The organism is Gilliamella sp. wkB108 (genome assembly GCF_001690195.1).
GTDB lineage: Bacteria > Pseudomonadota > Gammaproteobacteria > Enterobacterales > Orbaceae > Gilliamella > Gilliamella apicola_L.
Window position 1 is genome coordinate 16,890 of the sequence record NZ_LZGM01000087.1, and the last position, 22,501, is coordinate 39,390.

The following is a 22,501-nucleotide window of genomic DNA, read 5'->3' on the forward strand; positions in this document are numbered from 1 at the left end:
GTCCAACATGGCTTTAAAAGAATCATTGATTGAAAATAACTCTATTTTACTTAAAGCAGATGCTGCAAATTGGCAAGAAGCGGTCAAATTAGGAACCGATATGTTAGTTGCTTCAAAAGCGATTGAGCCTAGATATTATGATGCAATTATCCATTGTGTCAAAACAATGGGACCTTACATCATTATTGCACCCAATTTGGCCATGCCTCACGCCAGACCAGAAGATGGCGTTAATCATACCGCATTTGCTTTAGTCACTTTAAATAAACCAGTCTATTTTGATGGTGAAGAAGAGCCAGTTGATGTGTTAGTCACTTTAGCCGGTAGTACTTCAGATGAACATATGCAGGGTTTAATGGAAGTAACCCAAATTTTGGATGACGAAAATAGTGAAACCGGCGTTGATCTGGATAAATTTAGACGGTGCAAAACCAAAGAAGATGTTTATCTCGTTATCGATCAAGCGTTAATTGGAGGCTAATTTATGTATCAGTCTTTAAAAGAGAGGGTTCTACAAGCAAATTTGCTATTACCTCATTACAATTTAGTGACTTTCACCTGGGGCAATGTTTCAGAAGTTGATCGTGAAAAAGGTGTGATGGCAATTAAACCCTCTGGTGTTGAGTATGACCATATGAAAGTCGATGATATTGTGGTGGTATCGTTAACTGGTGAAATAGTGGAAGGAAAATTAAATCCGTCCAGTGATACCGCAACTCATCTTGAACTTTATAAAGCATTTCAAAATATAGGCGGTATCGTACATACCCATTCACGTTATGCCACTATTTGGGCGCAAGCAGAGTTAGATATTCCAGCATTAGGAACTACCCATGCAGATTATTTTTATGGTGATGTCCCTTGTACGCGTCGATTAACTGATAGAGAAATTGCCTCTGAATACGAAAAAAATACTGGGCTGGTGATCATTGAAGAGTTTACTCGTCGTGGTCTTGATCCCATTGCTATGCCCGGTGTAATTGTTTCTGGTCATGCTCCATTTTGTTGGGGTAAAAATGCCCTTGATGCTGTGCATAATGCAGTAGTACTTGAAGAAGTGGCAATGATGGCCGTTTCAACCCGTCAACTCAATCAAACCATAAAAATTCAACAAACTTTATCCGATAAGCATTACTTCCGTAAACATGGAGCAAATGCTTATTACGGTCAAAAATAGGATTTAATAGGAGAATAACAAAATGTCAAAACCTAAATTACAAATTGCTTTAGATCAAACAGAATTACAACCGGCAATAGAGGTTGCTAATAATGTCGCCGGATTTGTCGATATTATTGAAGTTGGAACAATTCTTGCCTTCGGGGCAGGTATAGAAGGCGTGAAGAAGATAAGAGCGCTTCATCCTAACCATATTTTAGTTTGTGATTTAAAAACCACAGACGGTGGCGCAATTCTAGCTAAAATGGTTTTTTCTGCTGGAGCGAATTGGTTGACAGTATCAGCTGCAGCACATATTGCAACAGTTGAAGCATGTAAAAAAGTAGCTGATGAGTTTAATGGAGAGATCCAAATCGAATTATATGGTCATTGGACATTAGAAGATGCTAAAGCTTGGCGAAAATTGGGTATCAAACAAGCGATCTATCACCGTTCAAGAGATGCCGAATTAGCTGGAGTAGGTTGGAGTGAAGAGGATTTAGTTAAAATGCGTCAGCTTTCAGATCTAGGTCTTGAATTATCCATTACCGGAGGGATTGTCCCAGAAGATATACATCTGTTTGCTGGCATTAAAACTAAAGCATTTATAGCAGGTCGTGCGCTAGCCAATGAAAATGGCAAAAAGACAGCACAAGCATTAAGAGAGCAAATTGCTAAATATTGGTAATTTTTGTTGTGCAGTCATTGCATCGACTGCACTTTATCTTTTTATGTCATCATTATTAGGTTGTTATTATGTCAAAAAGTACGTTGTACCAAACAAAATCAACGCCTCGCGTTGGTATTTATGAAAAAGCATTACCTAATGAACTTTCATGGCAAGATAAATTACTTGAAGCTAAATTATTAGGATTTGATTTTGTTGAGATCTCTATTGATGAATCGGATGAACGTCGAGCAAGGCTTAATTGGTCAGATGATGAGATTTATTCGCTTAGGCATTTATGCGAACAAAATGCAATTCCTCTACACTCAATGTGTTTAAGTGCGCATCGAAAATTTCCATTTGGTTCAGCTGATAAAAACATAAGGAAACAAGCAAGAGTGATCATGGATAAAGCTATCGCTTTTGCCTATAAACTTGGAATAAGAGTCATTCAGCTGGCGGGTTATGATGTCTATTATGAACCCGCTAATTTAGATACGCATTTACGTTTTATTGAAGGGATGCAATGGTCTGCTAAACAGGCAGAAAAAGCAGGTGTGATGTTAGCTGTTGAGATTATGGATACCGATTATCTCAATTCATTAAGTAAATTTGAAATTCTAAAGAAAGAGGTAAATTCTCCTTATTTTATGGCTTATCCTGATGTAGGTAATATTAGCGGTTGGAATTACGATGTTTGTACCGAATTAATGTTAAGTCGTGAACATATAGTACAAATTCATTTAAAAGATACCCATAAAGTTAAGGATAATTACCCCGGACAGTTTAGGGATCTTGTGATTGGTGAAGGTGAAGTTGATTTTGCTAAGATATTTAAAACGTTACACAATATGAATTATACTGCTCCGTTAGTTATTGAAATGTGGGCAAAAGATAATAAATGGAAGGAGAATATTATTACTGCACAAAAAAGATCATATAAAATTGGCAATGAAACCAATTTTCCACTCTTTACATCAATATTTGAATAAATAATAGATTACTTTGCTTGCTCCATCGATTATTACCTTAAGGTGGAGCTTGCCGTTTAACTTCTTTATGTTTTAAACATGTTTGTATCACACAATCATATAATGATTATTATTACTGTCATTGTCATAAAAGAGTATAGTAGATAAACAGAGTTAATTTATTAAAATGTTTCACTTTATAAGTGATCCTTTGATGATTTATCCTTTGCACGAATAAGGCTATCGTGTAATATAGTCGGCATCGTAAAAAGCAAAAAATTGTGAATATCGTATGAAATCCTCTATAAAATTACTTTCTGTATTTTTGGTTATAATGACATTAGTTGGTTGTGGTTTAAAAGGACCACTTTATTATCCAACACAAGAAGCAAATACATCGATTCAATCTGATATAGTTAACCATACGGCATAACGAGGAAATATAATGGATTTTTTGCATTACCAAAATGGCCACCTTATGGCGGAGAAAATAGCCATATCTGAATTAGCAATACAGTACGGAACCCCACTTTATATCTATTCTGCACCTTATATAACTAAACAGTTTATGGCGTATGAACAAGCTCTTATTCATCGTAAACATTTAGTTTGTTATGCCGTTAAAGCGAATAGTAATTTATCTGTATTAAGCTTACTGGTTAAATCGGGTGCAGGATTTGATATCGTTTCACAAGGCGAACTTGAGCGAGTATTAAAAGCGGGAGCTGATCCTAAAAAAGTTGTTTTTTCAGGTGTAGCAAAATCAACTAGTGAAATTGAACGTGCTTTAAGCATAGGTATTAAATGTTTTAATGTTGAATCTGAATCTGAACTTTATCGGATCGATGAAATTGCCAGAAAATTAGGTAAGATAGCCTCAATTTCATTAAGAATTAATCCTGATGTTGATGCTAAAACACATCCTTACATTTCAACCGGATTACGAGAAAATAAATTTGGTATTAGTTACCAATTAGCAATTGATGTTTACCGAAAAGCAAAAACTATGGCGAATATTAAAATCGTAGGTATTGATTGCCATATAGGTTCTCAATTAACCGAATTAGCGCCATTTCTCGATGCCACCGATCGTATACTTGCTTTAGTTGACCAACTAAAATCTGATAATATTGATATTGAACATGTTGATTTGGGTGGTGGACTTGGTGTTTGCTATGATAATGAACAACCCCCAGCCATAACCTCACTGGTTACCGAACTAACGCATAAATTACAAAACTACCCAGATATCGAAATTTTATTTGAACCGGGTAGATCAATTGTTGCCAATGCGGGCTTACTGATCACTAAGGTAGAATATACCAAACATCAAGATAATAACCATTTTGCTATCGTTGATGCAGGTATGAATGATCTTATTCGTCCGGCACTTTATCAAGCGTGGATGCAAGTTTTACCAGAAAGAGAACCGCAATCATCTGATAAACCATATGTTTATAATGTTGTTGGTCCGATATGTGAATCAAGTGATGTACTGGCTTACCAACGTGAATTATCCGTCAATCAAGATGATTTATTAGTGGTATGTAGTGCCGGTGCGTATGGATTTAGTATGGCATCAAATTATAATAGTCATCCACGTCCAGCCGAAGTAATGTTGCTCGATGATAAACAGCATCAAATAATTCGTCAGCGTGAAACATTTGATGATTTATGGCGTGGCGAAGAGGTTTTATAATTTTTGCCCGAAAGAGATTGGCTATAAATCTCCAAAATATTACTTCTTTTTTAAATCGCTGGAAATAAAAAGTAGAAAAGCAGTATAGTAACAAATAATAACGTTTTACAATAGAAGGTAACCCCGGATGAACTTTTCAAAAATGCATGGTCTCGGAAATGATTTTATGGTCATTGATGCGGTAACGCAAAATGTTCATCTCTCTACAGAAATGATAAAACGTCTTGCTGATAGGTATACCGGTGTTGGATTTGATCAGCTACTCATTGTAGAGCCACCCTATGCACCGGATGTCGATTTTCATTATCGCATATTCAATGCCGATGGTAGTGAAGTTCAACAGTGTGGTAATGGCGCTCGATGTTTTGCCCGCTTTGTGCGTTTAAAAGGGTTAACCAAAAAACGTACCTTAAAAGTAAGCACAATGAAGGGTAACATAGTGTTAACTGTCAATGAAGATGAAACTGTTCGTGTTAATATGGGGCAACCAATTTTTGAACCCAACAAGGTGCCGTTTAAAGCAATCAAAGAGGAAAAAACCTATATTATTCGTGCGCAGGAACGAACTGTATTATGTGGAGTAGCATCAATGGGTAATCCTCATTGTGTTATACAAGTGGATAATGTCTTGACGGCTGAAGTAACCACTCTTGGCCCATTACTTGAAACCCACGAACGCTTTCCTGAGCGAGCTAATGTAGGATTTATGCATATCATTGATCGCGATAATATCAATTTACGAGTATTTGAACGAGGTGTCGGGGAGACGCAAGCATGTGGAACAGGTGCTTGTGCCGCTGTGGCAGTAGGAATTAATCAAGGATTACTGAATAAAGCTGTCAATGTTAATTTACCGGGAGGGAAGCTTTTTATCGAATGGGAAGGAGCTAATTTGCCACTCTATATGACTGGCCCAGCTACTCATGTTTATGATGGATATATTGCAATATAATATTAGATTAAAACACCTATAGATATTTTCTGAATACCCCGATAGATAAAGCTAGCAAAAAATGGATACAATTTTGCAACACGGTTTAGTCATGATAGTTAGAATACTGTTATATCAGTTTAGTAGAGATTAACTATGGTAGCGAAGATTACACAATCACTGAAAGAAAAAAATACAAGGCGAAGCGTTACAAAAGTTAAATTAGATGATGATGTTGTTAGCCAATATCTAATTGACAATCCTGATTTTTTTATACGAAACGCCAGTTATATTGAACGTATGCGCGTACCACATCCAATACGAGGTGGCGTTTCATTACCTGAATGGCAAATGGCAAGGCAACGCAACAAAATTAGCCAATTAGAGTCGGAAATTACTTTATTGATGGAACATGCGAGTACTAATGAATCTCTTTTTAATCAGCTAATGGACTTACAAGTCCAACTCGTTAAAGCATCAAACTTAAATGAACTGGTTGAATCTTTAAATATCTGGGCAAAATCACTTGGGTTAAATGGTGCATATTTATATCTATTTGAGGATAAGTGGTTACTTAATGCGCCTTCAAATTATCACCATTTTGCATTAAATTCTTCAAGATTTGACTTTATTCGAGTTAGACATTTACAGTATTCTCATCAATATTTAGGTTCATTAAATACCACAGAATTAGATTTTTTATTGCCTGAACATGGTTATGTCGGCTCAGTGGCATTATCTCTTTTAGGACAATTTGGCGATCTAGGCATTTTAATTTTTACCAGCGCTAATCCACAACATTATCATGCAGGGCAAGGAACACTATTATTAGAAAAGCTGAGTGAAATATTACCTATCTTGATTGAAAAATGGATAATGCGCAAAAAAGCAGGAAAAATGTAATGAATCAGCCCCAACAAAACGCAGTGACTTTATTAACAGAGCCGGTTGAACATTTTTTAAATTATCTCAAATCAGAAAAACAACTTAGCTTAAATACCCAGATTAACTATCGGCGTCAACTTTATGCACTGATTTCTTTAGCAAGTGAAGTTGAATTTACTAATTGGCGCAATTTAGATTCATCATTAGTAAGGCTGTTGATTAGCCGTAGTAAACGGCAAGGTTTGCAAGCGCGAAGTTTAGCCTTAAGGTTATCTGCTTTACGCAGTTTTTGTGATTGGCTTGTGAAAAATGGTCAACTCACCGCTAATCCTGCTCGTGGGGTCTTGAATCCTAAACAAGGTCAACATCTTCCTAAAAATATTGATATTGATGAAATTAACCAATTACTTAATATTGAATATAATGATCCCTTGTCTGTAAGGGATAGAACAATGCTTGAATTGATGTATGGTTCGGGGCTACGTCTATCGGAATTGGTTAATCTTAATTGTCGGGAACTGAATTTAACCGATGGTGAAATTAGAGTATTAGGTAAAGGGAATAAAGAACGTAAATTACCCTTAGGACGAGAATCGATAAAATGGATAAAACATTGGTTATCTATGCGAGATTTTTTAGTTCCAAAAGATGATGCACTATTTATTTCAAAATTAGGTAAACGTATTTCACCGCGTAACGTTGAAAAAAGGTTTGCTCAGTGGGGCGTTAAGCAAGGGTTAAGTGCGCATGTTCATCCCCATAAATTACGGCACTCATTTGCCACACATATGCTTGAATCGAGTGGTGATCTAAGAGCTGTACAAGAGTTACTAGGTCATGCCGATTTATCAACTACTCAAGTTTATACACATCTTGATTTTTCGCATCTGTCTGATGTTTATGATTCAGCTCATCCTAGAGCTAAAAGGGGAAAATAGTAATGCATTTTTATCGTTCAATAAACCAAATTAAAGCAATCACCTTCGACCTTGATGATACTCTATATGATAATAGTTTGATTGTGGAAAAAGCGGAAGACGAACTTATAAAAACACTTCAACAATATGATCAGTTACATAATATAACCAAAGCTGATTATTTTGCGGTAAAAAATAGTGTATTTGATAACAATCCAGAAATCTATCATGATGTTATTCTTTGGCGAATTGAAACGATCACCTCAATTTTAACTAAAGCTAAATTTCCAAGCTCGAAAATAGCGGACATTATTGATGAATGTTTAGCTACATTTAATATTTGGCGCCATAAAATGGATGTACCACAAGCAACATATACACTATTAGCCAAGCTCGCAACTAAATATCCGCTAGCGGTTATTACTAATGGTAATGTTGAAGTTAATAGGATAGGCTTGGGTGACTATTTTCAATTTTCATTACGTGGTGGTCCAGATGGTCGCTCGAAACCTTTCCCAGAAATCTTTGAATTGGCCGTCAATAAGTTGAATGTACCTGCACATCAAATTTTACATGTGGGCGATAATTTATCAACAGATGTTAATGGTGCGATAAATAGTGGGTTATTATCTTGTTGGATCAATGTTTTTAATGAAGATATCTTTCATCTATCTGAAGCTAGATGCTTACCACATATTGAAATATCTCAATTGCCAGAATTAGATAATCTGTTATAATTTATTTTTACATGTATAAAAAGACAGTAAGAAAAACCACTGTCTTTATTCATTAATTATAATTGTTAAACAACCTATCTTTATATCCTGTTTGATCGCATTCTAAAAATCAACATCTTGCAAGATAATGAAACATAGATGATAAATAAACAACACCCATTTATAGCTATTATCATCTTTAAAGCTTAAGGCAAAGAGGAAATGAGTAAATTATTATTAACGGATCTCAACCCTGAACAACAAAATGCCGTTACAACTGATAGTCAATATACCATAGTACTTGCTGGTGCAGGCAGTGGCAAAACGCGGGTGCTAGTTCACCGTATCGCATGGTTATGTCTGGAAAAACAGTACCCACCACACTCTATTTTTGCAGTTACCTTTACCAATAAAGCCGCTGCTGAGATGCAAGAACGTATCCAAGCCTTAGTTGGCGAAGGGTATTTTAATGGTATGTGGGTTGGAACATTTCATGGCTTAACACATCGTTTATTACGTATGTTTTCGGAACAGGCAAAATTACCTGCTAACTTCCAACTTATTGATACAGAAGATCAGAATCGTCTTGTTAAACGAATTTTCAGAGAACTAAAAATTGATGAAAAACAATGGTCCTCGAAAGAGTGTGTTGCTTTTATCTCAGCCCATAAAGAAAAAGGTTTACGTGCCGATGATATTATCGTTGCCGATCCTAAACAAATGATGTGGCAAAATATTTATCGAGATTATCAAGCGATCTGTGACAGAGTAGGTTATGTCGACTTTTCGGAATTAATCCTTAGAGCCTATGAGCTACTTTGTGCAAACAAAGACGTATTAAATTATTGTCACCAGCGTTTTTCAAATATCTTGATTGATGAATTTCAAGATACTAACCAGATCCAATATCGATTAGTACAAAAATTGGCAGGTGATACAGCCAATGTCATGATTGTCGGTGATGATGACCAATCTATTTATAGTTGGCGAGGGGCTAATGCTGATAATTTACAACTATTTATCAATGATTATCCCGATACAGAAATTATACGCTTAGAACAAAATTATCGATCAACCAGTACCATTTTAGATGCCGCTAATCAATTGATAGCCAATAATCAAAATCGATTAGGTAAAAACTTATGGACTGATAGTGGTGTTGGTGAAAAAATTGCTCTTTATGTTGGTTTCAATGATATTGATGAAGCGCGTTTTGTTATAGGGCAGATAAAAAAACGTCATGATGAAGGTGAACCTTATGCCAGTTGTGCGATTTTATATCGTAATAATGTACAATCACGCATATTTGAAGATACGTTATTGCAAGCCGGCTTACCTTACCAAATTTATGGCTCTATACGTTTTTATGAACGACAAGAAGTTAAATTAGCACTGGCATATTTGCGTTTGTTACATGATCACAATAATGACATAGCCTTTGAAGCGACGGTTAATACTCCAACTCGTGGCATTGGTAATGTAACACTTGATAAAGTTAAACTAACGGCCAAGCAAAATGCTATCTCATTATGGGATGCTTGTTTAATGCTGATCCAAACCAATGGATTAACGGAAAGACAACGTTCAGGCATTAGTCGATTTTTGGAGTTGATGGAATCGATTTATGATGAAGTTGGTCAAATGCCATTTTATAAACAACTTGATGTGATTATAAAATTATCTGGCGTCCAACAGATGTATGAACAAGAGCCGGGTATTAAAGGTCAATCCAGATTAGAAAATCTTGAAGAATTAGTGTCAGCGGCTGAACAGTTTTATGGTAATAATGAAAATACCGTAATCGAAGATAGCCAAACAGGTAGAACACTTACTGTATTAGAATCATTTTTAGCTTATACATCATTAGAAAGTCGTGAGGTGAGCAAAGAACAAGATTCAGTACAGTTAATGACACTACATTCAGCAAAAGGGTTAGAGTTCGATAACGTATTCATAGTGGGACTTGAAGAAGGTCTCTTCCCCGCTCAACGTTCAGCGCAAGAAAATGACCGAATGGAAGAAGAAAGACGTTTAGCTTATGTTGGGATAACCAGAGCGCGTAAACATTTAACCTTGACGTTATGCGAATTAAGACGGCTTTATGGGCGTGATGAACGTAATTTACCTTCACGATTCTTGGCAGAATTACCGATTGAAAGATTAAATGAAATTAGTTATCGAGGTTTTACTACGCCACAAGGGCTAAGCGCTAATGATTTAAGTAAGCAAGAGCAGTTTATCAACCAACGCAAAAAATCATACCTTGAGAAAACACGTGAAAGTGATGGCTATACCTTAGGTCGAAAAGTTAAACATCATCGCTTTGGTGAGGGTACAATTATAAATCTTGATGGTGAGGGAGATCACAGGCGAGTACAAATTGCTTTTGTGAATGAAGGGATCAAATGGTTAGTGATTAAACTTGCTAATCTTACCTTAATTTAAGTGTGTTTAGTCGACTGTCAGGCAAATTAGTAAATTTTTATAATTTAAGTACAAGAGGGGGAGTAGTTAAATATCCACTCCCCTTTGTAACATTCTGTCTAGGTCTTGACTAACCGTTAGCTTGCTCGTCAACTGCTTGAGCAAAAATATCGTTAAAAGTCTGATCGCTACGATTACATATCCATTGATTATTGACATAATCAAAATGATATCCTTGTTTACGGGTAGCTAACCAAATTTGGAAAAGAGGCTCTTGAGTATTGACGATAATTTTACTGCCATTAGGAAAAGCAATTGTAATAACATTGCCGTGTGTTTCATAGTCAATATCACTATCATGTTCATCCGCATAATTATCTAAAAATAACTCAATATTATTAAATAGTTGGTCAGTTAAAGTATGGAATTGTGTGATATTCATAAAATATAATCGATATAATGAAAAACCATAGTAGGATATTAGCACAAACAACCATACTCTGCCACCGCTTGGTGGCTAGAGTAGAATTAAAAGATAATAGGTTGAGAATAGGGTTATTGATTAGCTAGTGGAAGTGAGCAAGCCACCACAATTAATGAACGTTGCTCATCTCTTTTATCGATTTTGAACCAACGATTTGGCATATTACTTGTATCGAGTAATTGACCCTCGCCAAAATATCCATCGTATATTTTGATTTCCCCTTTAGCCAGTTCCATTTTATCGCAGTTAGCAAATTGATTAACCACTAATGATTTATAAGAGACTTTCTTCTCATCTTCTTTCACTTCTTTTGTTTGGTTAGGTATAGCATTAATGATTTCGGTAAATACACGGATATTTTTATTATAAGGGTGCAATGTAATTGAATTACGCACAAGGAACGAATAACTATCCACTGGTTCGTCCTTGGATTTACTGATTGGAATAAAATCGTCCCCAACACGTTTATCATGCAAAATTTGATTTATCTCATTAGAATCAGTTTTTATCTCAGATGCCGAATTCTCTTCAGCATTAGCACTTAATGCCGAAATAGAACAAATAATTAATAATAAACATAGTTTTTTCATTTAGCTTGCATTCCATCTTTTGAGTTATTCTCAGTTGTTTTATTGTCATTAACTTCAATATCAGGTTGAGAGGACTGTTGATTTTCTGATTGCTCTTTAGTTTTCGCTTTCTCTTTTTCTTTCTCTTTAGCTTTCTCTTCTTGTTTGAGTTTATAAGCCTTTATCTTCTCTTCGCGTTTTTTATTTATCTCTTCAATAACTGGTTTCATATCCGGACGTATTGAAAATAAAATATCATCAGGAATATCACCTTGAATTGAGCAAATTAGATGGGATTGATTATCTGACAAGGTTTCCAAATATATTGCTTTTTCAATGGTAGCTTGTCTTGGGATCACTCCGTCAATTGAATAGATATTATCTTTCCAAACAGTAGGTTCAATTTGGCGATCATAAATTTTGGAATTGGCAATATAAGAAGAGGAATTATAATTTGACCAATTCAATTGACTTAAAGTATTTTTAATTTTATCTAAACTATTATTTATAATGAAACCCCAGAAAAAGTATTGACCAGAAAAAGGCGTCTCAATATAAATATTTTGGTAGCCAACTATGTTTAACCCTTTATAAACAATCGGTTTTTTAAACATAATGCTATTTTTATCATCTTTTTGGGCGTTTTCGACGGGAAAGTAGGCAACTTTATCTGCAGTAGCTAAATGAGCAAATTGTTCAAATTTGGTTTTGTTTTTGGCTAATTGTTGAAAAAACTGACTATCACATTCAAGAAAAGAAGTCATTGTTTTATCAATAATAGCAGTATCTTTAGTATTGCTTTGAGCAAAAACGGTACAAGTGATAAGCGACGAACAAAGTAATATACTAAGCTTTTTTAGTAGCATGAATGAAAGGTTCCTTTAAAATAGCCCTAAAAATTTTATGACACTTAGTCTAAAGGAATGTAATTATCAATGTCAAGAGTATAAATCTTCGACAAAAACTAATAAATCTCCGTTTTCAAACGAAATTTTCACAGTATCTGCCAGTGCTTTATTGCGTAAACTAGTCAACCCTCCTAGTTCTAATGTCTGATTAGTTAGCGGATATTGAAAGCCTGTTATGGTTAAATTAGTCACTTTTGAAAGTGGCATAAGTGAAATAGTGCAATCCTTCACATTGCTAATTACTTCCTCATGCTGAGCAAAAAAGAAGACACAGTAGTTATCATAAAACGTAATTTTATAGTTGTGATAATATTGCATAGCAACCGATAAATTACCTAAAAAGTGATCACCGGCATGACCTGATGCACCATAAACAACAAATTCGGTTATGCCTTTATCCGCTAAAAATAGAATTGTTTTTTCAAAATCAGTTTTATTTTGATCGGGTGTATGAATAATTTGGGTTTGACTTGGTATAGGTTGATTTTTATTCCAGCTGTCTAAATCACCAACAATAAAATCGGGTATAATTTGCCACTGGTAGAGATAATTATGATAAGCACCGTCAGTGCAAGCGATATAGCGATAGTTATCTAAATCGTTAGGGTAGTTAACCGGTGGTTCACCATTAACAAAAAGCAGCGCTTTATGATTAGTCATTATTATATCCTTTTAAATTTTTTATAGTGCTAGTGTATAGGCCATTATAATTGCATCTTCTTGTTGACCATTTACTGTTGGATAATAATTTTTTCGAATGGTGATCTCATTAAATCCTAAACAATGATATAACCGAATTGCAGGGAGATTAGATTGCCGAACTTCTAACCAAAGTGTTGAAATTGGCGTTGGTGTATTAATGGCTAATAATCTATCAATTAAATTGTTGAGTAACTGATGTGCTAATCCTTGTTGTCTAAATTCTGGATGAATAGCAATATTAAATAAATTGGCCTCATCAGCTACTTGTTGGCAGATACAAAATCCAACTATTTGATGATTAATCGTGATTTTTAGGTTTAAATAACGATCTCCTTGATTTGAATAGAAGGTTTGTTTTGACCATGGAATAGCATGGCAAAGAAGCTCTAATTGATAAGCCTCATCTAAATCAAGCGCGGTCAGGGTGGAAATAGTTTTCATATTGACATAACTGTTGCCAAAGTTGGCGTTTTTGTTGTGGTGCATTAGCTAACAGATCTAAATTAATCGTTTCAATGGTTAATGGACTTTGCCATGATTCATCTGGTTTAACATCAATAAACCAAACAACAATATTGACATCACTTGCTGGCATAATAAGTTGTGAAGGCGTCAAAATCAGCACTTGATCTTCGGTTAAATGAATGGCATTTAGAATATCGAGATAGATTTTTTGTGTCGGTTTTTGCTCAGCAACGACAATCAACCGAATTTCATCGCCGATATGCGTTGCTATTTCACCTTTAAATACAGTCGAATTACGCAAAACATATTGGGTAATATTCAGTTGTTTTAAATACCAATCTTGTTTATTCATTATTGGGATACTGTTTTTTTATTAGAGATTAAATGAGGTTAATTGTATAATCATCGATTAAAATTATAAAGGTTTTTTCATTGAGGCAACATGGCAACTTCTGCTTTTTCTCCTGCAAGTCAAGTAATTGAACGTCACCAATCAACTTTTAACGATAAAAATGTGATTATAGCTGGTGATATTCAAGATAGTTATCCTTCAGTTATTAACGCTAAACAAGTTAAAATTCATTGTAACCAATTTCATACCTATCTACGTTTAAAAAACAGCTCACGTGGCGCTCAGACTTTCTTTTCATTGCTTCCTAATGCGGAGTTCTATCAAGGCATGGATACGTTAATTTACTATTGGCCGAAGAGCAAAAGCGAAGCGCAATTTCAACTTTCATATCTACTACACAATATGCCCAAAGGGAGTGATATTTTCATTGTTGGTGAAAATCGGACTGGTGTAAAGAGTGTCGAGGGACTATTAGCTGATTTTGGTACTATTCAAAAGATAGATAGCGCAAGGCGTTGTGGGTTATACCATTTTCAGGCAGAAAGCCGATTAGCTTTTGATTTAACTGAGTGGTGGCAAAGTTATCAATTAACAATCGAAAATCAAGAAATTGAGATCAAAAGCTTGCCTGGTGTATTTAGTCAAAAAGGATTGGATGCAGGTAGTGAACTATTATTAAATGCATTAATTGAACATGCTGATATCATTAAAGGCAATGTCTTGGATGTGGGGTGTGGTTCGGGGATATTATCAAGTGTTATCGGCAAATTATACCCGGATATCGACTTGACCTTATCCGATGTAAGTAGCGCAGCTATTGAATCAAGTAAAGCAACTTTAGCAAGTAATCATATTAAAGCTCAAGTAGTGCCTAGCGATGTATTTTCTCATCTACGAGATAAATATCATCTAATTATGTCCAATCCGCCATTTCATGACGGTAAACAAACCAGCTATGTAGCGGTTAATTCATTGATTAAAGAAGCAAAAAAACATCTAAAATTAAATGGTTATTTATGTATCGTAGCCAATTCATTTTTACCTTATCAAACGCTATTAGATGAAACATTTAAACGAGTTGAAGTGCTGGCACAAACTACCAAATTTAAAGTTTATTTGGCAAGCCATTAAGGTTAGCTAAAGCGTATTAACGGTAGAGACTTGTCACGATAATTTAAAAAGTTACGATTATTATCGTAACTTTTTATTAATACGCAGATTTTTTATTGCACGTTGCTTATAAAAAGCCTTAGTGATGTCAATCAGTTGTTGCTTTGTTTCTTCATTTAAACATGCCAACGGAATAATAACACCGCCATAATATTCTTTAATTTTGGCAATTCGTCTGCCATTTTTGGTCTGTTTTGCAAAACTGAACGCGACACATTGTGGATCGATAGTAACAAAAGCGATATCTTCCCAACTAAAAATACCTTTCATGATCGGGGTATTCATTTCAATACCTTCTTGATAAAAGTGGTAGATAAATGGCGTGGTAAAGCTGACTTCTGCATAACTTTTTTCTATTTGCTTTTTGAAAATAGTTGAAGGGATATAGTATCCGATAGCTAGACTCAATCCCAATAATCCGCTAATGGATAATGCGACTAATACGTATTGTCCAATATTGGTGTAATAGGCAAATTTAGCGGTAACAAACATAGCAATAAATGAGATTATCGCGATGATAAATAGGATTTTGCCGTGAAACATACTTTTATTGTAAATCTCTAGCATTATCTGTTTGAACTGTTCTTTATCACGAATTTTGAATTGCACATCGAAAAGAGAAGGGGTTTGTGGGTTAAAACCACTATAACGGTATTGATTAAATTGCATTTTGTAACATTATGTAACGATTAAAAAATCGTAAGATTACCATAAACGATTATCGATAACAATCAATTACACTTAAAACAGCTCCATGTTGAAATTAAAAATACTTGCTATAAATTAATATATTAGCCTTTAAAAATAACAAGTAGCGATTAAATTACCCGCGAAAATTGTTGCTGGCGCGCCATTTTACGCATATAGACATCAAAACACATACAGATATTACGAATCAATAAATGACCTTTGGGAGGTACACTAATCGCATTAGCGGTAATTGTCACCAAACCGTCTTGCTGTAACGGTTTAAGTAGTTGCAAGTCTTCGGCAAAATAATCATCAAATTGCAAGTTATATTGCTGTTCGATCTGCGTTTTATCCAAATAAAAGTGGCAGATCAGTTGTTTAATCACATCACGACGAATAATATCATCCCGATTTAAATTAAACCCTTTCCATAAACCATTGCCTTTTTGTTCGACTTGTTGTTGGTAGATCTTCAAATCCTTCTGATTTTGTGCATAACTATCGCCTAACATGCTAATAGCTGACACACCAAGACCAAGTAAATCGGCATCCCCGTGAGTGGTATAACCTTGGAAGTTACGATGTAATTTATTTTGCTGTTGAGCAATCGCTAATTCGTCAGTGGGTTTAGCGAAATGATCCATTCCAATAAATTGATAGCCTGAATGTGTCAATTTTTCGATACTGGTTTGTAAAATTTGCAATTTTTGATTAGCGCTTGGTAAATCATTATCCTTGATTTTACGTTGTGCAGCAAAACGGCTAGGCAAATGGGCATAATTAAACACGCTTAGACGATCTGGAGAGATATCAATCACCTTATCAAGTGTTTCAGTGAAACTGGCCACAGTTTGTTTAGGTAAACCATAAATTAAATCAAGACTGATTGACTGAAAACTATTTTTACGAGCTTGATCAATCAAAGAACGAATAAGATTTTCATCTTGTTCTCGATTGATTAAATTTTGAATCTCATGGTTAAAATCTTGGATCCCCATACTTAAGCGATTGAAACCAACCTCCGCTAAATGATCGATAGTTTTAGGGCTAATTTCACGAGGATCAACTTCTATGGATAGCTCAGCATTATCTGCAAAATTAAAATGTTGTTTGAGAGAAGTAATAAGACGAGTTATCTCATCATCGGTTAAAAAAGTAGGAGTACCACCACCCCAATGCATTTGTGATACAGTACGGTGTTTAAATAATTTGGCTCGCTCAGCAATTTCAATATCAAGCGTATCAAGGTATTGTGTTACTTTATGGGTTTGCCGGGTGATCAGTTTATTACAACCACAGAAATAACAAAGTTTATGACAAAAAGGAATATGAACATACAGTGACAATGGGCGATTAGGGTAGCGCATTGCTGCTGAGATAAAATCCTGTTCATGAAAGTTTTCGTTAAACTCTAATGCCGTTGGATAGGAGGTATACCTTGGACCAGAATAGTTATATTTCTCAATTAAAGCTTGATCCCACAACGGCATCTCTGATTTACCATTATTTACGTTTAAACCTGTGTTTGACATTGCTATTTCCATGATTTTTTTGAAATGTTTTTTTTGTCCGAACTTTGGTTTTCATCTTGATACGATTTGTTTTTTTTAAATACAACAACGTGCAGCAAAATAACCCAAAATATAAACTAAGCATAATTAATATAGGCATTGGATATGCTCTCTTTTATGTTACTTTAAATTAAAGGGTTAAATTACAATTAGTTACGTTTTAATAAACTAACTATATCTTCTTTTATCTCATCTGAATCGTCAAAATCATTATCTGTATAGCCAAGTGCTTGCATAAGTTCATCAATACGATTTAATTTTGTATCGAGATAAGTTTGTTGCTCTTTGGTTAGCTTACTATTTTGCTCTACTAAATCAAGCAACAGATCTAATTGTGGATCGTTTTCTAACTGTTCTAACTCTTGCTCTTTAGATAAAACAGTCGTCGTTGGTTTAGGTTGTTTTACTTTTTTGACACTATCATCAATAGACTCTGCCACTAGTGAGATAGGTTTTTTACTTCCTACACGTGGATCTCCAGCTACTTTAACCGTTTTTTTGTTTTGATTGTTATCACTATTATTAAAGCGAGACCCGCTTGGTAATCCTTTGTGCTTACGCTTTTTTTTAAGTTCGCGAGACTCTTCATTGATCTCTTGACGGCTTTTTTTGGACTTCTGTTTAGATTTATTTTTTAACATATGAACTTTTTATGATTTGAAAGACAAATTAATGATGAGTATTTTAACAGTAAGTCATTAAGATAGCTATGATTAAGACTTAATGCTAATTTGTGATTGTAAAAAAACAAATTTATGTATAATCTGAGCCGAATAAATTAGAACTATTAGCAATAGAGACCGATACATCATGAACAATCATTTGAGTCCTTATATGCAATTTAGCCGTCAAGAGTGGGCAAGTTTGCGTAATGCGGTACCAATGACTTTAACTCCTCAAGAATTAACCTCTTTACAAGGTATTAATGAAGATCTTTCCATGGATGAAGTGAGTCAAATCTACCTACCTTTATCACGTTTACTCAATTATTACATAAGTAACAGCTTAACAAGGCAGGTGGTATTGTCAAAATTCTTAGGGAAAAGTCAAAAAATACCTTACGTAATAGGCATTGCGGGCAGTGTGGCTGTGGGTAAAAGTACCACTGCTCGCGTTTTGCAAGCATTACTTACTCGTTGGCCTGAACATCGGAAAGTTGCTTTAGTGACAACTGACGGATTTTTATACCCGAATAAATATCTTGAAGAGCGTGGTATCATGAATAAGAAAGGGTTTCCACAATCTTACGATATTAAAAAACTGATTAATTTTGTGGCTGATGTAAAATCAGGACAAGCCGAAGTAAAAGCGCCAGTCTATTCTCATTTAGTCTATGATATTGTTGAAGATGAGCAGATTATTATAGATTGCCCTGATATCTTAATTTTAGAAGGCTTAAATGTCCTACAAGGAACATTAAATTACCCACAAGCCAATCATCGTGTATTTGTTTCAGATTATGTCGATTTTTCTATTTACGTCGATGCAGATTTACCGTTATTACATGATTGGTATGTTAATCGCTTTTTAAAATTTAGGGCAGGGGCTTTTAGCGATCCTAACTCATACTTCAATCACTACTCACAACTACCAGAACAAGAAGCGGTCAATATTGCCAATCGGCTATGGCGTGAAATTAATGAATTAAATCTGATTGAGAATATTTTACCAACCAGAGAAAGAGCGAGTTTAATTCTAACTAAAGGTAAAGATCATAAAGTGGATTGTGTACAATTAAGAAAATAAATTCAGCTTCATCAAATATTTAAGAAGTCAACAATTACCTTGTTTAGTTTTAGAGTGAATGATATTTGGCAAATATGAGTGTACAGCCTTTTGAAACTTATATTGCCAAGGCACAACTTTGATAAAGTTCGTTCGACAGCACCTAAAAGGTAAAGATTGTAACGGAAAGATGTTTTGCTAAACAAGTTGTTCTATTGACAGTCCAAAAAATCTGTAAAGCGTCATTGACCATAAATATTGAATGTAACCATGGTTTTATACTGAAACGTATAGTTAACCTGAAACATCTTTACAAGGAATGTACTGGTAAAAGTATAACCTATATTTTTGACACAGATAATTAACTCTATTTGATTTATAATATTAATGAAGTCTAACTTAACCTAATAGGAATTGATATGAAAGCAATAACTAGGTCGTTTGGTAAATTAACTATTTTGGCAATAATGAGTACTTTTTCATTGGCTACTTACGCTTCAAATCAAAATGTTGAAGAAGGTTTAACGTGCAGTAGCAAGCAACAGGCCATAGAAACACAAATTCAATATGCCAAGAAAAATAATGAAACCTCTCGGGTTCAAGGGCTGGAAAAGGCCTTACATCAAGTAACGACTTTTTGTACTAATGATAAGTTAGAAGCTAGATATAAATTAGATATTCATGAAAAAACCATGAAAGTGGCCGAAAGACAAAAAGAACTTGCCGAAGCACAAGCAAAAGGCAATCAACAAAAAATTGCTAAACAAGATCTAAAATTACGTGATGCTGAAAAAGAATTAAGCGATGCTCAAGCTAAACTTGTGGCATTTCATGAAGAAATTGCAGCAAAATAGTTCTTGAATTCAGCGTTGAATTTATATTCAAACGTATAGTTGACCTGAAACATCTTTACAACTAATGCCCTGCAAAAGGGCATTAATTATCTACACAGACAATATGGATCATGCTGTGAATATGCAAATTTCCTCCCAGACTTTGGTACGATATAGTTCTTTATAAATGATACAGGAACTAGGTTGCGATATTCATCTTTATCATTTAAGTATCAATAGCATTAAAATGACGATAAATTGGGACTCTTTTGATGTTGTTTCTGGTTCATGTATTGCTGGTGAATTCTGTTTTTTCGATAAGCATGGTCGGGCGTTGCATGTTAATGTCAATGAAAATAGGGTTACATCATTTTCAATTTAACATATCACAACAGATAAACCTTAAGTATCGGCTCAAGTTTAGTGATTATCTTGTGACTCAACATCAACTTCAAATTTGATCCTTCTTTACCTATTTATCTTTATTACTAATAATTTTCGACTTATATAATTTTGGCGTATTGAGCTAGAACGAACTGCTCACACTAGACTTTTGTATACAAAAAGAGTATGGTGTGCGCCTTGTTACGTGGTTCGTGAACCTCCCACGCTAAAAAACTAAGGAATTATTAATGAGTAATATCACTTTATTAGGCGATCAGTCTGTTCGCTATCCGTCGACGTATGCACCTGAAATACTCGAAACATTTGATAATAAACATCCTAACAACGATTACTTTGTTAAATTCAATTGTCCTGAATTTACTAGTCTTTGTCCTATCACAGGGCAACCTGATTTTGCCACCATTTATATTTCGTATGTGCCAAATATTAGAATGGTGGAAAGTAAATCGCTAAAACTCTATCTTTTCAGTTTCCGTAATCATGGTGATTATCACGAAGATTGCATCAATATTATTATGAAAGATCTGATTAAATTAATGGATCCGAAATATATCGAGGTCTGGGGTAAATTTACACCGCGTGGTGGTATCTCTATCGATCCTTATGCTAATTATGGCAAGGTTGGGACTCGTTGGGAGCAAATCGCGATTAATCGTTTAGCCAATCACGATCTCTATCCTGAAAAAGTGGATAATCGTTAATCTATTAATTTAACTGGAACAAAAAAATGCAACATCGTAAAGCACTGGTGATCTTCTCTGGTGGACAGGACTCGACCACTTGTTTACTTCAAGCGATTGCTGATTATGGACGGGAAAATGTCGAAACTATCAGTTTTCAATATGGTCAACGACATGCAATTGAACTTGAAAAGGCCAAATGGATTGCTGATGATCTCGGCGTTAAACAGACGGTAATTGATACTTCAGTGATCAAACAAACCACCAATAATGCCTTGATTGATAGTTCGCAACAAATTCAAGCTGCCCAAGATAGCAATTATCCTAACACCTTTGTTGACGGACGTAATATGCTATTTCTACTTTTAGCCGGTTGTTATGCCAAACAACAGGGCATTAAGGATATTATTATTGGTGTCTGTGAAACCGATTTTAGCGGTTATCCGGATTGTCGCGATATTTTTGTGAAATCAATGAATGTCTCTATGAATCTAGCTATGGATTATGCCTTTAATATCATTACACCATTGATGTATCTGACCAAAGCACAAACATGGGCAATGGCGGATAATTTAGGTTATCTTGACTATGTGCAGACGCACACCCATACCTGTTATTACGGTGTAGAAGGGGGATGTGGTACTTGTCCTAGTTGCCTTCTTCGAGATAAAGGTTTGCAGGAATATTTACAATCTACAAAATAGATTTGACTAATTTTATACCAACTGGGTTCTCTCACCCCATTTAAAAAAAGGAAATTAACATGTACGCAAACGAACATTCTGGGTTAATACTGCATGAGTTTACCCGTAAACAACGGCAAAAAGCACTTTATTGGTTAGCTTTTTTTCATATTTTAGTGATTGCTTCGAGCAATTATTTAGTGCAAATCCCTTTTGATATTTTTGGTTTTCATACCACTTGGGGGGCTTTCACTTTCCCGTTTATCTTTCTAACTACTGATTTAACTATTCGTGTGTTTGGTGCGAGTTTAGCCAGAAAGATCATATTTGTAGTAATGATGCCAGCATTGCTATTTTCCTATGCGATTTCTGTGCTGTTTTTTGAAACCCATTGGCTTGGTTTTTCCGCGCTAACTGAATTTAATAGCTTTGTTTTTCGAATTGCCTTAGCGAGTTTCTCCGCCTATTTAGTTGGGCAATTAATGGATATTACTGTCTTTAACTATCTAAGACAAAATAAAAAATGGTGGGTGGCACCGTCAGCATCAGCGGTATTTGGTAATGGTATTGATACCATAGTCTTTTTTGCAATCGCTTTTTATCACAGCAGTGATGAGTTTATGGCAACCAATTGGACTGAAATCGCACTAATTGACTATAGTTTTAAAATTTTGATTTGCGGTTTATTCTTTTTACCACTATACGGTGTTATTTTAAATTTATTACTTAAAAAGTTAGTGGCTATGCCACAATCTACCAGTAAACCACAACCTATTACTGAATAGTTCTTTCCTAAAGGGGTTAAAATCAATCTGACTAAACAGAGATATTAACCCTTTTTATACTCAAACATAGTGCTAACCTGAAACTTATTGACAAATAAATGTGTTTAATTTTA

At 34.9% G+C, this 22,501-nt stretch carries 27 protein-coding genes and 1 riboswitch; of the genes, 18 read left to right on the forward strand and 9 right to left on the reverse strand.

Annotation, left to right across the window (positions count from 1 at the left end; translation table 11 throughout):
- The first annotated feature begins 7 nt into the window (after window positions 1-7).
- The 11 genes from A9G11_RS10030 to uvrD all read left to right on the forward strand — a co-directional run bounded on the left by A9G11_RS10030 (window position 8) and on the right by uvrD (window position 10,387).
- Entirely contained in the window at window positions 8-481 is a 474-nt protein-coding gene (locus A9G11_RS10030; protein WP_065619475.1) for a PTS sugar transporter subunit IIA, read from the forward strand.
- A 3-nt stretch (window positions 482-484) separates the two neighbouring features.
- Window positions 485-1,177, forward strand: a complete 693-nt coding sequence (locus A9G11_RS10035; protein ID WP_065619476.1) for an L-ribulose-5-phosphate 4-epimerase — start codon at window positions 485-487, stop codon at window positions 1,175-1,177.
- A gap of 22 nt (window positions 1,178-1,199) precedes the next feature.
- Window positions 1,200-1,844: a 3-keto-L-gulonate-6-phosphate decarboxylase UlaD gene (locus A9G11_RS10040; protein WP_065619477.1), complete on the forward strand. Its 645-nt coding sequence runs from the start codon at window positions 1,200-1,202 to the stop codon at window positions 1,842-1,844.
- Window positions 1,845-1,927: 83 nt separating this feature from the next.
- On the forward strand, window positions 1,928-2,815 hold the full coding sequence (locus A9G11_RS10045; protein WP_442902989.1) for an L-ribulose-5-phosphate 3-epimerase: 888 nt from the start codon (window positions 1,928-1,930) through the stop codon (window positions 2,813-2,815).
- A 271-nt stretch (window positions 2,816-3,086) separates the two neighbouring features.
- Window positions 3,087-3,227, forward strand: a complete 141-nt coding sequence (gene lptM, locus A9G11_RS14225) for an LPS translocon maturation chaperone LptM (protein WP_141674405.1) — start codon at window positions 3,087-3,089, stop codon at window positions 3,225-3,227.
- Between the two features lie 12 nt (window positions 3,228-3,239).
- A complete protein-coding gene (gene lysA / locus A9G11_RS10050; protein ID WP_065619479.1) occupies window positions 3,240-4,493 on the forward strand; it encodes a diaminopimelate decarboxylase in 1,254 nt (417 codons plus the stop codon).
- 127 nt (window positions 4,494-4,620) lie between these two features.
- On the forward strand, window positions 4,621-5,445 hold the full coding sequence (gene dapF / locus A9G11_RS10055) for a diaminopimelate epimerase (protein WP_065619480.1): 825 nt from the start codon (window positions 4,621-4,623) through the stop codon (window positions 5,443-5,445).
- A gap of 135 nt (window positions 5,446-5,580) precedes the next feature.
- The gene (locus A9G11_RS10060; RefSeq protein WP_065619481.1) at window positions 5,581-6,327 is read left to right on the forward strand and encodes a DUF484 domain-containing protein; all 747 of its coding nucleotides are present in this window, start codon (window positions 5,581-5,583) and stop codon (window positions 6,325-6,327) included.
- Entirely contained in the window at window positions 6,327-7,247 is a 921-nt protein-coding gene (xerC, locus tag A9G11_RS10065) for a tyrosine recombinase XerC (RefSeq protein WP_065619482.1), read from the forward strand. Before A9G11_RS10060 ends, xerC begins: the two co-directional genes overlap by 1 nt.
- Window positions 7,248-7,249: 2 nt before the next feature.
- A complete protein-coding gene (yigB, locus tag A9G11_RS10070) occupies window positions 7,250-7,963 on the forward strand; it encodes a 5-amino-6-(5-phospho-D-ribitylamino)uracil phosphatase YigB (protein WP_065619483.1) in 714 nt (237 codons plus the stop codon).
- Window positions 7,964-8,164: 201 nt separating this feature from the next.
- Entirely contained in the window at window positions 8,165-10,387 is a 2,223-nt protein-coding gene (gene uvrD / locus A9G11_RS10075) for a DNA helicase II (RefSeq protein WP_065619484.1), read from the forward strand.
- Between the two features lie 109 nt (window positions 10,388-10,496).
- Here uvrD and cyaY read toward each other — a convergent pair whose 3' ends face one another.
- The 6 genes from cyaY to A9G11_RS10105 all read right to left on the reverse strand — a co-directional run bounded on the left by cyaY (window position 10,497) and on the right by A9G11_RS10105 (window position 13,846).
- The gene (cyaY, locus tag A9G11_RS10080) at window positions 10,497-10,808 is read right to left on the reverse strand and encodes an iron donor protein CyaY (RefSeq protein ID WP_065619485.1); all 312 of its coding nucleotides are present in this window, start codon (window positions 10,806-10,808) and stop codon (window positions 10,497-10,499) included.
- A gap of 113 nt (window positions 10,809-10,921) precedes the next feature.
- A complete protein-coding gene (locus A9G11_RS10085) occupies window positions 10,922-11,440 on the reverse strand; it encodes a surface-adhesin E family protein (protein ID WP_065619486.1) in 519 nt (172 codons plus the stop codon).
- Window positions 11,437-12,285: a hypothetical protein gene (locus A9G11_RS10090; RefSeq protein ID WP_065619487.1), complete on the reverse strand. Its 849-nt coding sequence runs from the start codon at window positions 12,283-12,285 to the stop codon at window positions 11,437-11,439. The genes A9G11_RS10085 and A9G11_RS10090 overlap by 4 nt, the downstream gene beginning before the upstream one ends.
- A 72-nt stretch (window positions 12,286-12,357) precedes the next feature.
- Window positions 12,358-12,987 (reverse strand): thiamine diphosphokinase, encoded by a 630-nt coding sequence (locus A9G11_RS10095; protein ID WP_065619488.1) that lies wholly within the window; start codon window positions 12,985-12,987, stop codon window positions 12,358-12,360.
- Window positions 12,988-13,008: 21 nt separating this feature from the next.
- Window positions 13,009-13,470 carry a ribosomal protein S18-alanine N-acetyltransferase gene (gene rimI, locus A9G11_RS10100; RefSeq protein ID WP_065619489.1) on the reverse strand — a complete coding sequence of 154 codons (462 nt, stop codon included), beginning with the start codon at window positions 13,468-13,470 and terminating at the stop codon, window positions 13,009-13,011.
- Window positions 13,439-13,846, reverse strand: a complete 408-nt coding sequence (locus A9G11_RS10105) for a DNA polymerase III subunit psi (protein WP_065619490.1) — start codon at window positions 13,844-13,846, stop codon at window positions 13,439-13,441. Before A9G11_RS10105 ends, rimI begins: the two co-directional genes overlap by 32 nt.
- Window positions 13,847-13,936: 90 nt before the next feature.
- Between A9G11_RS10105 and rsmC the strand changes: the two genes are divergently transcribed.
- A complete protein-coding gene (gene rsmC, locus A9G11_RS10110) occupies window positions 13,937-14,977 on the forward strand; it encodes a 16S rRNA (guanine(1207)-N(2))-methyltransferase RsmC (RefSeq protein ID WP_065619491.1) in 1,041 nt (346 codons plus the stop codon).
- Window positions 14,978-15,037: 60 nt separating this feature from the next.
- On the opposite strand, the gene A9G11_RS10115 is transcribed toward rsmC, so the two are convergent.
- The 3 genes from A9G11_RS10115 to yihI all read right to left on the reverse strand — a co-directional run bounded on the left by A9G11_RS10115 (window position 15,038) and on the right by yihI (window position 17,918).
- Window positions 15,038-15,685 (reverse strand): hypothetical protein, encoded by a 648-nt coding sequence (locus A9G11_RS10115; RefSeq protein ID WP_065619492.1) that lies wholly within the window; start codon window positions 15,683-15,685, stop codon window positions 15,038-15,040.
- Window positions 15,686-15,834: 149 nt separating this feature from the next.
- Window positions 15,835-17,196 (reverse strand): oxygen-independent coproporphyrinogen III oxidase, encoded by a 1,362-nt coding sequence (gene hemN / locus A9G11_RS10120; protein ID WP_442902990.1) that lies wholly within the window; start codon window positions 17,194-17,196, stop codon window positions 15,835-15,837.
- 230 nt (window positions 17,197-17,426) lie between these two features.
- Window positions 17,427-17,918, reverse strand: coding sequence for a Der GTPase-activating protein YihI (gene yihI, locus A9G11_RS10125; RefSeq protein WP_065619494.1), 492 nt, complete (start codon window positions 17,916-17,918; stop codon window positions 17,427-17,429).
- Window positions 17,919-18,087: 169 nt separating this feature from the next.
- Here yihI and coaA point away from each other — a divergent pair, with 169 nt between their 5' ends.
- From coaA to A9G11_RS10150, 6 genes are all read left to right on the forward strand, one after another.
- The gene (gene coaA, locus A9G11_RS10130) at window positions 18,088-19,023 is read left to right on the forward strand and encodes a type I pantothenate kinase (protein ID WP_065619495.1); all 936 of its coding nucleotides are present in this window, start codon (window positions 18,088-18,090) and stop codon (window positions 19,021-19,023) included.
- Between the two features lie 398 nt (window positions 19,024-19,421).
- Window positions 19,422-19,856, forward strand: a complete 435-nt coding sequence (locus A9G11_RS10135) for a DUF1090 domain-containing protein (protein ID WP_141674406.1) — start codon at window positions 19,422-19,424, stop codon at window positions 19,854-19,856.
- 166 nt (window positions 19,857-20,022) lie between these two features.
- Complete coding sequence (locus A9G11_RS14230; protein WP_141674407.1) at window positions 20,023-20,217, forward strand: hypothetical protein; 195 nt, start codon at window positions 20,023-20,025, stop codon at window positions 20,215-20,217.
- A 201-nt stretch (window positions 20,218-20,418) separates the two neighbouring features.
- Window positions 20,419-20,463, forward strand: a riboswitch (PreQ1 riboswitch).
- A gap of 4 nt (window positions 20,464-20,467) precedes the next feature.
- Complete coding sequence (gene queF, locus A9G11_RS10140; RefSeq protein WP_065619496.1) at window positions 20,468-20,941, forward strand: preQ(1) synthase; 474 nt, start codon at window positions 20,468-20,470, stop codon at window positions 20,939-20,941.
- A 26-nt stretch (window positions 20,942-20,967) separates the two neighbouring features.
- Window positions 20,968-21,624 (forward strand): 7-cyano-7-deazaguanine synthase QueC, encoded by a 657-nt coding sequence (gene queC, locus A9G11_RS10145; protein ID WP_065619497.1) that lies wholly within the window; start codon window positions 20,968-20,970, stop codon window positions 21,622-21,624.
- Between the two features lie 59 nt (window positions 21,625-21,683).
- The gene (locus tag A9G11_RS10150) at window positions 21,684-22,388 is read left to right on the forward strand and encodes a 7-cyano-7-deazaguanine/7-aminomethyl-7-deazaguanine transporter (RefSeq protein WP_218056121.1); all 705 of its coding nucleotides are present in this window, start codon (window positions 21,684-21,686) and stop codon (window positions 22,386-22,388) included.
- Window positions 22,389-22,501: the final 113 nt, after the last annotated feature.

Bases quoted from the DNA above. Each gene is read 5' to 3' on its own strand.
- A9G11_RS10030 (WP_065619475.1), top strand. From the start codon at position 8: ATGGCTTTAAAAGAATCATTGATTGAAAATAACTCTATTTTACTTAAA.
- A9G11_RS10035 (WP_065619476.1), top strand. From the start codon at position 485: ATGTATCAGTCTTTAAAAGAGAGGGTTCTACAAGCAAATTTGCTATTA.
- A9G11_RS10040 (WP_065619477.1), top strand. From the start codon at position 1,200: ATGTCAAAACCTAAATTACAAATTGCTTTAGATCAAACAGAATTACAA.
- lptM (WP_141674405.1), top strand. From the start codon at position 3,087: ATGAAATCCTCTATAAAATTACTTTCTGTATTTTTGGTTATAATGACA.
- lysA (WP_065619479.1), top strand. From the start codon at position 3,240: ATGGATTTTTTGCATTACCAAAATGGCCACCTTATGGCGGAGAAAATA.
- dapF (WP_065619480.1), top strand. From the start codon at position 4,621: ATGAACTTTTCAAAAATGCATGGTCTCGGAAATGATTTTATGGTCATT.
- A9G11_RS10060 (WP_065619481.1), top strand. From the start codon at position 5,581: ATGGTAGCGAAGATTACACAATCACTGAAAGAAAAAAATACAAGGCGA.
- xerC (WP_065619482.1), top strand. From the start codon at position 6,327: ATGAATCAGCCCCAACAAAACGCAGTGACTTTATTAACAGAGCCGGTT.
- yigB (WP_065619483.1), top strand. From the start codon at position 7,250: ATGCATTTTTATCGTTCAATAAACCAAATTAAAGCAATCACCTTCGAC.
- uvrD (WP_065619484.1), top strand. From the start codon at position 8,165: ATGAGTAAATTATTATTAACGGATCTCAACCCTGAACAACAAAATGCC.
- cyaY (WP_065619485.1), bottom strand. From the start codon at position 10,808: ATGAATATCACACAATTCCATACTTTAACTGACCAACTATTTAATAAT.
- A9G11_RS10085 (WP_065619486.1), bottom strand. From the start codon at position 11,440: ATGAAAAAACTATGTTTATTATTAATTATTTGTTCTATTTCGGCATTA.
- A9G11_RS10090 (WP_065619487.1), bottom strand. From the start codon at position 12,285: ATGCTACTAAAAAAGCTTAGTATATTACTTTGTTCGTCGCTTATCACT.
- A9G11_RS10095 (WP_065619488.1), bottom strand. From the start codon at position 12,987: ATGACTAATCATAAAGCGCTGCTTTTTGTTAATGGTGAACCACCGGTT.
- rimI (WP_065619489.1), bottom strand. From the start codon at position 13,470: ATGAAAACTATTTCCACCCTGACCGCGCTTGATTTAGATGAGGCTTAT.
- A9G11_RS10105 (WP_065619490.1), bottom strand. From the start codon at position 13,846: ATGAATAAACAAGATTGGTATTTAAAACAACTGAATATTACCCAATAT.
- rsmC (WP_065619491.1), top strand. From the start codon at position 13,937: ATGGCAACTTCTGCTTTTTCTCCTGCAAGTCAAGTAATTGAACGTCAC.
- A9G11_RS10115 (WP_065619492.1), bottom strand. From the start codon at position 15,685: ATGCAATTTAATCAATACCGTTATAGTGGTTTTAACCCACAAACCCCT.
- hemN (WP_442902990.1), bottom strand. From the start codon at position 17,196: ATGCCGTTGTGGGATCAAGCTTTAATTGAGAAATATAACTATTCTGGT.
- yihI (WP_065619494.1), bottom strand. From the start codon at position 17,918: ATGTTAAAAAATAAATCTAAACAGAAGTCCAAAAAAAGCCGTCAAGAG.
- coaA (WP_065619495.1), top strand. From the start codon at position 18,088: ATGAACAATCATTTGAGTCCTTATATGCAATTTAGCCGTCAAGAGTGG.
- A9G11_RS10135 (WP_141674406.1), top strand. From the start codon at position 19,422: ATGAAAGCAATAACTAGGTCGTTTGGTAAATTAACTATTTTGGCAATA.
- A9G11_RS14230 (WP_141674407.1), top strand. From the start codon at position 20,023: ATGATACAGGAACTAGGTTGCGATATTCATCTTTATCATTTAAGTATC.
- queF (WP_065619496.1), top strand. From the start codon at position 20,468: ATGAGTAATATCACTTTATTAGGCGATCAGTCTGTTCGCTATCCGTCG.
- queC (WP_065619497.1), top strand. From the start codon at position 20,968: ATGCAACATCGTAAAGCACTGGTGATCTTCTCTGGTGGACAGGACTCG.
- A9G11_RS10150 (WP_218056121.1), top strand. From the start codon at position 21,684: ATGTACGCAAACGAACATTCTGGGTTAATACTGCATGAGTTTACCCGT.